Source organism: Rhodococcus koreensis (genome assembly GCF_900105905.1).
Taxonomy (GTDB): domain Bacteria; phylum Actinomycetota; class Actinomycetes; order Mycobacteriales; family Mycobacteriaceae; genus Rhodococcus_F; species Rhodococcus_F koreensis.
Genome location: NZ_FNSV01000005.1, coordinates 5,884,634 through 5,897,308, shown reverse-complemented (window position 1 = coordinate 5,897,308; position 12,675 = coordinate 5,884,634). Strand labels below are relative to the sequence as shown.

At 69.8% G+C, this 12,675-nt stretch carries 11 protein-coding genes; all 11 read right to left on the bottom strand.

The genetic code is table 11. From position 1 onward, the window contains the following. Positions 1-105 precede the first annotated feature (105 nt). From BLV94_RS31350 to BLV94_RS31300, 11 genes are read right to left on the bottom strand one after another with little or no spacing between them, the layout of a single operon-like run. Positions 106-1,362, bottom strand: coding sequence for an ATP-grasp domain-containing protein (locus tag BLV94_RS31350; RefSeq protein WP_072944608.1), 1,257 nt, complete (start codon positions 1,360-1,362; stop codon positions 106-108). Then, a complete protein-coding gene (locus BLV94_RS31345) occupies positions 1,359-2,678 on the bottom strand; it encodes an MFS transporter (RefSeq protein WP_072944606.1) in 1,320 nt (439 codons plus the stop codon). Before BLV94_RS31345 ends, BLV94_RS31350 begins: the two co-directional genes overlap by 4 nt. Further along, a complete protein-coding gene (locus tag BLV94_RS31340; RefSeq protein ID WP_072944604.1) occupies positions 2,675-3,424 on the bottom strand; it encodes a hypothetical protein in 750 nt (249 codons plus the stop codon). Before BLV94_RS31340 ends, BLV94_RS31345 begins: the two co-directional genes overlap by 4 nt. Beyond that, entirely contained in the window at positions 3,421-4,341 is a 921-nt protein-coding gene (locus tag BLV94_RS31335) for a branched-chain amino acid transaminase (protein ID WP_072944602.1), read from the bottom strand. Before BLV94_RS31335 ends, BLV94_RS31340 begins: the two co-directional genes overlap by 4 nt. Continuing rightward, on the bottom strand, positions 4,332-5,597 hold the full coding sequence (locus BLV94_RS31330) for a GNAT family N-acetyltransferase (RefSeq protein ID WP_072944600.1): 1,266 nt from the start codon (positions 5,595-5,597) through the stop codon (positions 4,332-4,334). Before BLV94_RS31330 ends, BLV94_RS31335 begins: the two co-directional genes overlap by 10 nt. Then, positions 5,594-6,820, bottom strand: a complete 1,227-nt coding sequence (locus BLV94_RS31325) for an ATP-grasp domain-containing protein (RefSeq protein ID WP_072944598.1) — start codon at positions 6,818-6,820, stop codon at positions 5,594-5,596. Before BLV94_RS31325 ends, BLV94_RS31330 begins: the two co-directional genes overlap by 4 nt. Beyond that, positions 6,817-7,896, bottom strand: coding sequence for an Ldh family oxidoreductase (locus BLV94_RS31320; RefSeq protein WP_072944597.1), 1,080 nt, complete (start codon positions 7,894-7,896; stop codon positions 6,817-6,819). The genes BLV94_RS31325 and BLV94_RS31320 overlap by 4 nt, the downstream gene beginning before the upstream one ends. Continuing rightward, entirely contained in the window at positions 7,893-9,383 is a 1,491-nt protein-coding gene (locus BLV94_RS31315) for a GNAT family N-acetyltransferase (RefSeq protein ID WP_072944595.1), read from the bottom strand. Before BLV94_RS31315 ends, BLV94_RS31320 begins: the two co-directional genes overlap by 4 nt. Then, positions 9,380-10,702, bottom strand: coding sequence for a KamA family radical SAM protein (locus BLV94_RS31310; protein WP_072944593.1), 1,323 nt, complete (start codon positions 10,700-10,702; stop codon positions 9,380-9,382). Before BLV94_RS31310 ends, BLV94_RS31315 begins: the two co-directional genes overlap by 4 nt. Beyond that, on the bottom strand, positions 10,699-11,709 hold the full coding sequence (locus BLV94_RS31305) for an AurF N-oxygenase family protein (protein ID WP_072944591.1): 1,011 nt from the start codon (positions 11,707-11,709) through the stop codon (positions 10,699-10,701). Before BLV94_RS31305 ends, BLV94_RS31310 begins: the two co-directional genes overlap by 4 nt. Then, positions 11,706-12,416: a TauD/TfdA family dioxygenase gene (locus BLV94_RS31300; RefSeq protein WP_244163706.1), complete on the bottom strand. Its 711-nt coding sequence runs from the start codon at positions 12,414-12,416 to the stop codon at positions 11,706-11,708. Before BLV94_RS31300 ends, BLV94_RS31305 begins: the two co-directional genes overlap by 4 nt. Between the last annotated feature and the right edge of the window lie 259 nt (positions 12,417-12,675).

Here is a 12,675-nt window from a genome sequence, read left to right as displayed (position 1 = left end):
TCAGCGGTCGCAGCGGAGGTCGCAGCGGCGGAACAATCCCAACCCGGCCCGGCCCGTTGCCGGCACGGCCAGGTCGGTGATCCCGTGGTGCTCGACGGACGCCGATCACACCGTGACCGTGCTCGCGGCGGCCACGCGCACCTGAAACCCGAGTCGCGCGACGGCTTCCCGGGCGGAATCGAGCGCCCGATCGGCGGTGTTCCCGACCGCGCGCGCGTACGCGACCCGGGAATCGGACGATTCCAGGCCGGTGACCGCGTCGCCCGGCCGGACCAGGAGTTGGACGTCGGTGACGCCCTCGACTTTCCCGGCGTCGTCGAATCCGCTGACGTCGGTAACGACACCCGCGACGGGCACGGCGGCGAACCAGATCGCGGAACAGCGGGCCGGCCGCTCCTCGGCGAGAACGGCCCTGATCCCTGGGAGGACCTTCTCCCCGACGGTCTGCCGCACGACGCACTCGGCCAGGTCCACGCCGGTGGCGTCGAATGCCAGGGACGGAATCTCGTCGCCGCCCATCCGCACATGGGTTTCGATCACCCGGGGTCCGGCCGGAGTGAGCACGACCTCGGTGTGGGTGGCACCGAACTCCACCCCGACGGCGTCGAGCACCCTCGTGACATACGTATGGATCGATTCTTCCTGCGCCGTAGAGAGGTCGGCGGGGGCCACGTGCCCGAGCTCGACAAAGTTCGCCGGATCGGAGAACTTGCGGGTGACGGCCACGACCTGGTGTTCGCCGCATTCCGAGAAGGCCTCCACGCTGAATTGCGGGCCCTCGTGGAACTGCTCCACGAGCACCCCGCTGGTGGTCAGGCCGTCGAAATCGCCCCCGGCGCGCGCGAACGCCGCAGCCAGTGCGCCCTCCTCCCGAACCACGGCCACCCCGGCACTGCCCGCGCCACACACCGGTTTGACGACGCACGGGAGCCCGTGTTCGAACACGAAGGCGCGCAACGCATCCACGTCGGCGACGACGGCGGAGGCGGTTCCGTCGACGCCGGACTCGCGAAGCGCGGCCCGCATGGCGTTCTTGTCGTGGACCGACGCCACGGTGCGGCGCGAGTGAATGGACAGGCCGAGGGCCTCCCCGATCGCGGCGCAGCGGTCCTGGTCGCGTTCGCCGAACGTGGCGATCCGGGTGAACGGATGCTGTGCGTGCGCGGCCGCGGCCAGCGCGATCCACTCCTCGTCCGGGGCGTCGTGCCGCACGGCGATGACCCGCGCATGCTCGGTCAGACGGCGAAGCTTGGCGACGAATTCCAGTCGGCAGATCACCGAGGTCTGTGTGCCGGGCAGGGCGTCACGGACCCGGCCCGGGAGGTCGCGGCCGCTGCCGACGACGAGGACGTGTTCGGTCATTTCTTCACCTCGAGTGTCGAGAAGGGAGACAGTGCAGAAAGGTTGCCGGCCGGGAGTTCCCTCGTCCGTGCGCGTTCCGCGAGACTGCGATGCGCCGCCGTCCGGGAGAGCACCGCCGCGACCCCGAACGTCCCGGCCAGGACGGGCCAGGCCAGGAGCCCGGCCGGCAACAGGACCACGACCAGGATGGTGGGGCCGAGGACCTTCTGGCCCGTCATGCCGAGGCTGAACGCGCCGAGGTAGCGGGCGACGGCGGGCGACGGGGACAGTTCGGCGGACAGTTCCCAGGCGGCCACGGAGTGGATGTTCTCGGCGATCGAGAGTGCCACCACCGCAACGACAACGGCGGCGATCGCCAACGTGGTGGCGGCCATCTGGCCGACGGCGAGTGCACCGCAGCAGAAGGCCATCAGTGCCCCGGTCCACGTCAGGAGTCGCACCGCCGCGGCCGTACCCTCGGCGAACCGGGCAACGTAGACCTGCAGGACCACCGTCAGCACGGTGTTGACCGCCATGAGCACCGGCACCCAGGCGATCGGCACCGACGTGTACTCGATGACCCAGATCGGGAGCAGAACGATCAGCACGGTGTCGTACAGCGACAGGACGCCGTTGCCGACCGTGAAGACCATGAACCACCAGTCGCGGAACGGCGAGCGCACCGCGGTTCCGGCCGGCTCGGGACCGACGGGGAGAGCCTTGCGTTGTACGACCGTTCCTGTCCTCCGGAGCACGAGCCGGACGGCGAACGCGATGACCACGAAGGAGATTCCGTTGCCCAGGAACAGCGCCGTGAACGCGGCGGACGTGCCGGTCACGAAGACGACGCCCGCCAGCAGGAACCCCGCGGTGAGACCCACGTTCCGGATGGCGCGGATGGTGGCCATCGTCCGGGTCCGGTCTCGGCCGCCGATCACCGCCGTCACGACGGCCTGCTGGATCGGGCTGCTCGCCCGGTCTGCCGCGGTGAGCAGCACGGTAAGCACGAGGTAGCCGCTGAAGTCGGATACGAGCGCGAAGCATCCGTAGCCGAGGCCGCGCAGCAACAGGAGGGCCACGTAGAACCAGCCCGGCCCCACCCGGTCCGCCAGCCTGCCCAGCGGCACCGGGGCGAGGAGCGCGAGCGCACCCGCTGTCGTGGTGGCCAGGGCGATCTGGTTCGCGGTGAGACCGACCACGCCGATGAAGTACAGCGCGAAGGACGCGAAGAACATCCCGGTGCCCAGCGAGTCGATGCCGGCGCCGACGGCCAGCGTGCGACCGGCCGGACTGTCGGGAAGCAGGGCCTCACCCAGCCGCCGCAGGCGGGCGTTCACGGGAGTGTCCCCGGCGTCACGAATGCCTGCACGAGATCGGCCGACCGCTGCACGTGGGTGGGGGTCGCCGCCTCCGGGGCAGGCCCGCGCAGGTGGTTCCAGGCGTACCGGCGGGCCGCGTTGACGAGGAGGTCGGTGGCCGGGGACGACTCGGCTGCAGCGGACTGCGCGACCAGCGCCGCCGCGGTGAGGAGTCGGCTCATCCGGTCGACGAGCACCCACCCGGCGGCCGCGACGGTCGCGGGGTCTGCCCCCACCCATTCGTGACGTGTGGTGCTCAGGGCTCCGAGCGCGTCGTCCACCATCTGCCAGGCCGCGAGAAGTCTTCCCTCGGGGGCCACTCCGAGAAGCTCCCTGGACCGCTGGGCGGCCGCGTCGAAGTGTTCGCGAATCGTCAGCAGTTCCAACGCATGGGTGGTCAGGGCCCAGCAGTCGGCCCGGGCGGTGCCGCTCCCGTCGGCGCGGGCGGTGTCCGCGGCGAGCGAGTAGGCGATGCACCGCCGGGCCACTCTCCGGGCGCGGCCGTGCGACGGCTCCGGCAGGGCGAACCAGGCCCGGGCGGCCATCACGTCGACCACCCGGTCGGCAATCTCCTCGCGACGAGCATTCGCCCACGCGCTGCCGTCGAGCGGGTCTGCCGCGCTCGCGAATCCGGTGACGGCGCCCTCCAGGATGCCGAGGCCGTCGGCATCCCAGACCGCCGCGACCTGATCGGGTGCGGCCGAGGGCAGTGAACGTGTGCTCATGCGTACTCCAGCCAGTGACGGTAGGTGGGCTCGCGCCCGCGGACCACGTCGTGAAAGACGTCGCGCAATTGCTTGGTGATCGGGCCGCACCCGCCTGCCGCGACAGGGCGGTCGTCCACCGATGCCACGGGGACGACTTCGGCGGCCGTGCCGGTGAGAAACGCCTCGTCGGCGACGTAGAGCTCACTGCGGGTCAGACTCTGCTCCCGGACCGTGATCCCCAGGTCACGGGCGAGCGTGATCACGGTGTCGCGGGTGAGACCGGGCAGAATGTTGTCGCCGACCGGCGGGGTGATCAGCTCACCGTCGCGGACGGCGAAGATGTTCGCGGCGGACGCTTCGGCCACGTGCCCGGTGGAGGTGAGCATCAGTGCGTCGTCGTATCCGGCGCGCACCGCCCCGACCTTGGCCAGAGCCGAATTGACGTACGCACCGGTCGCTTTGGCCAGCGGGGGGACCGAGTGGACCCCATTGCGTTGCCAGCTGCTGACGACGAGACGGCAGCCCTCCTGGTCCGCGGTTTCGCCGAGGTACGAACCCCACGGCCACGCCGCGACGGCCACCCGAGCCGTGTCCAGCGCGGGCGCGACACCCATCGAGCCGTAGCCGAGGTAGACGATCGGTCGCAGATAGCCGGAGTCCAGGCCAGTGCGGCGCAGCAGTTCGAGCGAGATCTCGGTGAGTTCGTCCACCGACCACCCGGGGTCCAGCAGATATACCCGCGCCGAGTCGTGCAGCCGGCGCAGGTGGTCGCGCAGCCGGAACACGGCCGGACCGCGGTCGGTCGCGTAGGCCCGGATGCCCTCGTAGACACCCCATCCGTAGTGCAGACTCGGTGTCAGCACGTGGACCTGCGCCTGGTCCCAGGCAACGAATTCACCGTCCATCCAGACGGTACTGGTCGGGATCAGTTCCATTGTTCTGCTTTCGGTTCGGTGGCGGCGGGCCGCCGGGACGGGACGGGGACTGCCGGTGCGCCGACCAGGTCCAGCCGCCGCTCGATGCTGCGCGACTGCAGCGTCAGAGCCTCTCGATACTTGTCGGCGCCTTCTCCGCGGAAGGCGAACCAGCCCCAGCGGGGTCGTAGTCGGCAACCGCGGGCGATCTTGGCCTCGTAGGCGGCGAGGCCGTAGTGGACGCGACGGATGCCGTGCTCCACCGCCCACCGCGCCGTCTCGTGGTAGGTCAGTGTCAGGTAGCAGCCACGAACGCCTGGGGCGAATCCGGCTGTCCTGGCGAACAACGTGTCGCGGGTGCGGAGGTAGAGCACGAAGCCCACGAGCCGACCGTCGCGCTCGGCGCCCAACACCACGCAGGAATCGCCCAATTCTTCACGGACGGCGTCGAAATCGCGTCGCACCCGGTCTTCGCCGCCGGGCAGTCCGTACTTGGCCCGGTGCGCGACCTGGAGGGCGACGACCTCGTCGTCGATCGCCGTGGGACCGCAGCGGACCACTGTGCGCAGGCCGGCCTCGGTGTAGTCCGCGACCTCTTTGCGGAGCCGGCCCCGACGCCGCTTGCTCAGGCTCGCGACGTACTCCTCCCAACTGTGGCCGCTCAGGTCCTGCACACCCTCGGCGCCCAGCAGGGCCGACGTGTACCCGGCGCGGGACGCGGAACCGTCCACGTCCTCGGCCTCCGCTCCTCCGATGTACAGCAATGCCACACTGCGGCAGCCGAGTTCGTCACCAGCCTGATGGAGCAGGTCGGGCAGGGCCGCCATGACCGCGCGGTGCTGATCCTGCGTACGGCCGGGGGCGTGCGCGACCCCGTGGTGGTTTCCGAACGTGGCGAGCGCCACCGACGGGTATTGATCCTCGCGGGCGGCCGGCAGCGCTTCGGTCAGTTCGGCCCAGCGCAGCCGATCGGGGTGATCGAGCAACTCCGGTTCGGCCATCGGCCCTGCGGTTCCCGCCAGCCGGGGCGGGTCGTAGAAGAGCAGGCCCCCGGGTCGCGCCGTGAACAGCAGCGGCGCGATCGCGACGGTCCGGCCGTCCGCACGCACCTCGAGGTAACGCACCTCGTGCAGGTCGGTGCGTTCGGTGAACCGCCACCACCGCGAGTCCTCCCAGATGACGTCCGGGTCGGCAATGCCTGCGAAGTCGGCGGCGGTCGGGCGAGTGCCCCGGGGCAGGACGTGGCCGGTGAACCCGACGACCTCGGTGGCGGTCATGCCGCGTCCTCGCTTTCGATACGGTCCCAGGCGAATCCGGCACTCACCTGGTCCGCGGTGGCGATCAGTCGGTCTCCCAGTGCGGTGAAATCGGGGTCGATCACCACCCAGTAGGCGAGGAAGTCCGCCGACTTGCGCTCGTGGTACCGGGCGGGGGTCCAGTCGTCCCCGATGTGGGTGTTCAGCGTGAAGTCGTGCACGCCCGGCGGTGTGTCCGGAAGTCGCGACACCCGGCCCTGGCGCGGCGGCACGCCGTAGAACGCTGCGTGCGGGGTAGTTGCCACCCGGTCCCGGACAGCGTCCAGGTCGGTCGGCAGCCCGCATTCCACCCGCGCCCAGAGGTGCCGGGGGTCGATGCCCAGGACGTGGCGGAGCATCGTCGGTATCGGCCCGCCTGCGATCCGTGCGGCCACTTCGCAGAGCACGATGTCGCCGCCGGCGGTGACGAAGAACTCGGCGTGCACGCAGACGGTGGGCGGCGAGGCGAGTGCGTCGACGAGCCGCCAGGTCTCGTCCACGAGGCGCGCACAGACCGGGTCGGTGGTGTCGACCGACCGGGAGCCGAACGGGGCGTCGGTCCAGTGTTCGAGGCACCCTTGGCCGGTGTAGCGGGAGGCGATGGCGGCCACCGGGTCTCCGGCCACGCGGAATGCGTCCACATGGTGTACGGCGCCGTCGACGAACTCCTCGACCTCGTACGGTGTGGCCGCGACGATGTCGGCGAGTCCGGTTGCCTGCGCCGGCGAATCGAGTACGTACACGCCGGTCGAGCCGGATCCGCTGCGCGGTTTGACGACGACGCGGCCCGCGTTGCGCCCCATGAACTCGACGATGTCTGCTGGGTGGCGCACCGGCGCGAAGGCCGGGATGGCAATTCCCGCAGCCTGCGCCAATTCCTTCATCAGGATCTTGTCCCGGTAGGCGCCCGCCGTGGCGGTATCCAGACCGGGCAGACCGAGTTCGCCCCGCAGCCGGGCGGCCCGCTCCACGTCGACCTCGGCCAGGGCGAAGACCGCGGTCGGCCGGTGCCGCGCGGCGAGTTCCCGAGCGGCACCCAGCACGGCATCGTCGTCGGAGTAGTCGGCGACCGTGACGATCTCGGCGAACCCCTCACCCGGATCCGTTCCCGCGGCGCAGACCGCCACCAGCCGGTCACGCTTCTCCGGCAGCCACTGGGCGAAGGGCAGCCCGGCCGCGCGTGCGCTGATCAGTACGAGAATCATCGAGACGCTTCCTTCCTGGTGACGGAAATTCCGTCGAAAGTTGTTTCCAGCGCGGCGAAGACCTCCGCGGTCCGGGCGTCCAGCGGTATCCCCCGCACCCTCCGTTCGCGCTCGTGGGCGCGTTGTGGGTCGCCCGGTGCCACCACCGGCGTCCCGGTGGCGGGCGTTGCCCCGCGGACGGTGCCGAGCAGGTCTGCCAGCCCGGCCGCGAATTGCTCATGGCCGCTGAATGCTCCGGGGTCGAGGGCGAGGACGAAATGGCCGACTCCTCGGCTGCGACCGGGGGTTCCCTCACCGACTTGCTCGAGATGCCAGTCGGGCGGTGACCCGGTCAGCACGGCCCCCAGCAGGGTGACTGCCATCGCCAGGCCCTGCCCCTTGTATCCGCCGAGGGGCGACAGGGCGTACGCCTCGTCGGGTTCCGCGGTGGGCCGCCCGTCGCAATCGGTGGCCCAGCCGCTGTTCAGTGGTCGTCCCTCGGCCCGGCGGTGCTTGACCTCACCGAAACACACCTGGCTGGTGGCCATGTCGAGGGCGAGCCCCTCGTCCCCCGTTCCCGCGGCCACGCTGATCGGGTTGGTGCCGAACAGCGGCTCGATGCCACCGAACGGAGCGACCCGGGAGGCGGCGGACGTGACTGCGATACCGATCATCCCCTGCCCGGCCAGGTGCCGGGTGTACACCGAGGCCGCGCCGAAGTGGTTGGAATTGCGCACACCCACCGCCGCGACGCCGAAAGCCTTCGCCCGGTCGGCCGCCAGGCGGGCGGCGGCGAGTCCGGCGAGCACGCCGAGTGCGCCGTCCGCATCCAGCAGCAGTCCGGCCCCGCGGTCCCGGACCACGGTCGGGCACGCCGCGGCATTCGCGACACCGGTGGCGAGTTCGTCCAGGTATTGCGGCAGCAACCGCAACCCGTGAGTGTCGATGCCGCGCAGGGAGGTGTCGACGAGCGCGTCGGCCACCAGATCGGCGTCGTCCTCCGGCACTCCCGCCTCGACGAGTGCGATCGAGGCGAGCCAGCGGGCCTCCTGCTCGTCGAGCAGCGAGCCGGTGTCCGATTGTGTCCGGCGAATCATGAAGCACTCCAATGCATGAAGACGTGTGGGCCGATGCCCGGGATGTCGAACTCCGGACCCAGAATCCGGAAGCCCTGCTTGACGTAGAAGCCGGCGGCGGTCGTGCGGGCGTTGCACCAGACCTGGTCGGCGCCGGCCAGCGCGGCGTCGGTGAGAACGGTGCGCAGCAGTGTGGTCCCCGCACCGGTGCCGCGGACCTCCTCGAGGGTGGCCATCCCGCGGAGGCGCCAACCCCGGCCGGGGAGAAGACCGGGCACGGCGTGCCTTTCGGGTGGATCCTCGTGGTACAGCGAGGCCACGCCGACCGCGCGCCCCGCGACGAGCGTCGCGAAGTGCCGGCTGCCGACGTGCGCGTCCTCGGGGTAGGCGCAGGTCTCGGCCGGTTGACCCGGCCGGAGCACCGCGTGGCGGATCGGTCGCACGTCGGCGGCCGGCACCGGCCGCACCCGCCAGCCGTGGGCGGCCGGATCGGGGAGGTAGCCGGAACCGGGCCGATCCGGGAGGGTGACGCGGCCGGCGCCGTCGAGTGCCAGTCCGTGGCCGGTGTTCACCGCGAGAAGGTCGACGGCGTCGACATCCAGGTGGTCGGCGAGTCCGCCGAGATGGGCCGTCGCCGACACCCCGGCCGCCGACTCGGGCATGCAGCCGAGCATGGTGATCAGGCCGCGTTCACGGGCCCGGCGCAGCAGAGCGAGCGACGGGGTGATGCCCCCGGCCTTCATCGGCTTGACGTTGATGCCGTCGAACGCGTCAGTGCAGGCGTCCAGGTCCCGCGGCGACGCGATGCTCTCGTCCGCGATCACCGGGATCGGGCTGCGCTCCTTCAGGATCCGGGCGTCCCGCCACGCCGAGCGCGGAAACGGCTGCTCGATCAACTGCACACCGAGTTCCTGCAGACCGGGCAGCACGGGGAGCAGTCGGGACAACTCCCAGCCGCAGTTGCCGTCCACGTAGAACGGTGCGTTCGTATGGCAGCGCAGTTCCTTGACGACGGTGAGATCGCCCGGATCCGCGAGCTTGATCTTGTACGCCGACCATCCCGGCCGCTCGCGGAGTTTGCGGACCATCACGTCGGTCTCGTCGAGCCCGATACTGAAGCTGGAGCGCAACTCCCGCGGACATTCCAGGCCGAGAGCCCGCCACAGCGGCACACCGAGCAGCCGTGCCCGCAGATCGTGCACCGCGGTGTCGAGGGCGGCCAGGACGAACGGCGAATCGGACAGCTCCGCGGACAGCGCTCGCCAGACGGCGAACGGGTCGTCGGGACCCAGGCCGATCAGCAGCGGCGCAATTCGCCGCAGATCTGCGTGCATCCGGTCCAGGCCCGAGTTGTAGTGGTCGGTCATGAACGCGGAGGCCTCGCCGAACCCGGCGAGACCGTCCTGCTCCACCTCGACCACCAGTCCCCGCTGCACCGGAATCGCCTCTCTGGCGGAACGCCACAGATGCCGTTGCGTCAAACTGATCTCGTGCGCGGTGACCTTCACGCGTTGCCCCCGACGCCGAAGAATTCGCGGTCGCGCGGGCCGTGGGGGCGGAGGTCGTCCCACCACTGTGCGTGCTCGTCGTACTTCGCGAAGAAAGGCTTGCCGACCAGGTCCGGTCGGCGTGCCTGCAGGAACCGCAGTGCGAACGCGCGTCCGCCGTCGAGATCCACGACGCCGTCGACCACGACCTTCCCCGGCGACGCCGACATCACCGGGCCCCGCGCGGTCCGCCCGAGTCCGGAGACCCGTTGCAGCGCTTCGCGGTAGATGTCGACCGCTCGCGCCAGCGGCAGACCGAAATACGGTCGCGCACCGGTGTCCCGCTCGACGAACATGTAGTACGGCACGACCCGGTTGCGGACCTGCGCCTGCCAGAGGTCGGCCCACGCGCGCGGGTCGTCGTTGACGTGACGCACCACGGGAGCTTGTGCGCGCAGCACCGCGCCGGTCGACGCCAGCCGGGACAGCGCCTCCTGTGCGGCATCGGTCTGCAGTTCCGCGACGTGCGACAGGTGCAGCATCATCGCGACGTGCTTGCCTGCGGCGGTCAGTCGCTCGAGCAACCGCAGCAGGTCGTCGGCTTCCGGTCCGGCCAACAGCCGGTACGGCCAGAACGAGACGGCCTTCGTGCCGATCCGGATCGTGTCGACGTGTTCCCGCCCCGGTTCGAGCAGCGGCTCCAGATACGAGGCCAGCAATTCGGTCCGCATGACCAGTGGGTCACCCCCGGTCACGAGCACGTCGGTGATCCCGGGGTGCAGGTCGAGGTACCGGGTCATCGCCTCCGGCCCGGACATGGCCATCTTCAGATCCGGGGTGTCCACGAACTGGGCCCAGCGAAAGCAGTATCCGCAGTAGCTGTGGCAGGTCTGCCCCTGGCGGGGGAACACCAGCAGTGTCTCGGCGTACTTGTGCTGCATGCCCGAACCGTCGATGTCGTCGTGCCGGGGAACGTTCATGCTCAGCTGGTCCCCGGGGTGCGGGTTCAGTGCGGCCCGGACCGTGTCGACCGCCTGCCGGACGGCGCTCCGATCGCCCAGCACCACGGCCTGCTCGATCAGGTCGAAGTGCGCGGTCTCGAGCATGTCGCGGTGCGGGAAGGTCAGCCGGTAGATCGGGTCGTCCGGCGCGCAGTCCCAGTCGATCAACTCGTCGACCACGTAGCTGCTCACCTTGAACGGCAGTACCTGGGACACCACGTGGGCCTCGTGCCCCAGGATCGGGTCGCCGGTTCGCTCGGCGACGAGCTTGTGGAGCCGGGCGCCGCTGATCGATCGCGGCGCGAGGGCCGCGCGGGTATCGAGATCGAGGACGGTCATTTGTCCGTCACCGCCACACCCCAGTCGAAGTCGACGTCGCCCAGGACATTCATGTCCGACATCAGCGAATACAGACCGCGGTAGTCGCGCACGAGCCGCGAACCGGATTTCTCGGCCCGCACGTCGGCGAGCATCTTCTCCCAACCGGTGACCTTCTCGATCCGGAAGATCGCTTCCCACGTCGAGTAGTCCGTGGCGACGAACGCGTCCAGCCCGGCGACGAGCATGTCCAGGAAGAAGCGGCGCTTGTCGGGGTCCAGCACGTCGTACACCAGCTTCGCCATCTCGTCGGAAATGGATGCGTGACAGTACTCGTCCCGGTTGTGCAGCTTTGCGGTGGTGGAGTTGACCACCTGGATGTCGTGATCGTCGGCGAGCAGATCGAGATACGCGTTGATCGAGATCTCGGACACCGTGGCGAAGGCCAGCGTCGTCAGGCTGCGCTGCCAGCGTTCGGCGGCATGGGCGCGCAGCCGGCGGTGTGTCCGCGACGTGTGCGATTCGGGTAAGGCGCTGTCGGGAAACGGGTTTTCCCGTTTTCGTCTGGTCAGCGCGCTCGCGTTGATGTGCATGAGGGTGTGGTATTGCTCGTCGACCATTGCCTGGGCGAGGGCGATATCCATGTCCTGGCCGCCGAGACCGGGGAACTCCCCGTCCATGACGAGCGCGAACGCAGGGTTGGCGACGCGTTGCTCGGCGAGCACCGTGTGCCGGTTGTACGCGATCCAGGCCCAGCTCAGCAGCCGCGACCGCAGCGCGTCGGGCATCGCCCGCCACGTCGGATGGTCGTGGAACGGCACGATTTTCTCGGGGTAGTCGGCCCGGCCTGCGTCGAACAACTCGTCGAGGTCGGGCTCGTCGCGCTTCACCGTCGACCGTCGGTGCCAGTTGCCGGCGAGGCGGCTGATGACGGCGTTCTCGGCTTCGTCGGCGGGATCGAACGACGGCAGTCCGGGGAGATGGACCAGCCCCTCGGCGTCGGAGCACTGCAGGTCGTCGATGATCATGCGCGAGTCCGGTCGCCGGCCCAGAAACGGGTGAGGTGACGGGCGCGGTCGGCGTACTCCGAGCGCGCGTGCAGCATGCGCTGGTTGTCCCAGATGAGCAGCGCATTCTCGGGGATCAGCACGCGGGTGCGCAGCTCGTGGAACAGGTCGCTGACGCGATGCGCCAATCGGCGACCGGCCCGGCCGAGCGGCAGCCGCGAATCGTCGACGTCGGAGTCCCGGTGCGGGTCGTAATCGGCGGCGGTCAACAGGTTGTAACTGAACCGGAGCGCGGCGCGGCCGGTGTCGTCCGAGCCGAGCATCGTGGTGCGTACACCGCCGCCCGGGCCGGGGAACGTCAGTTCGGCATCTGTCAGCAGAGCGACCTCGGCGGGTTCCAGGGCGTCGACGAGTCGCCGGACGTCGAGCAGATCGGTGTGGCCGCCGCCGCAGCGCGCCTGCCGGTGGCAGTACAGCGCCAGGTATGCGGGGCTGGGATCCCAGCCCGGGGCCTCGGTGTGCGCCAGAATCGTGTTCGCGCTCTGCGAGTACGCCCGATGATCGTTGCCCGGGCGGTACGTTACCTCGTGCGTGAGCAGCCCGTTGTATTGCGGGACCAGATCACCAAGGGAACCAACCACTTCCAACGCCGCGAGACGACCTGGCACGTCCCGTACGACGACGTAGCCGTCCTCCTCCAGCCGGTACCGGTCGATACGGCCCTCCATCGTTTCCACACTCGGTTGCGCAAAAGCGACATGACAATTCGGCGACATCCATTCCTCCATTCCGAAGATACGACTGGGATACGTGCCCGTGATGCCGGTCGATCGAGACCGGGAGCGTCGTGATCGGTTTCAAGAATGTGGTCGTGCCGCCACCCACGCCAGTCACCCTAGGGGCGCCAAACCGTCACCCGAACAGAACTGCCGGGGTGTAACAGCCGGGCGACGCTGGTGAGACCTGTCGGTGCAGATTCGTCAGAAA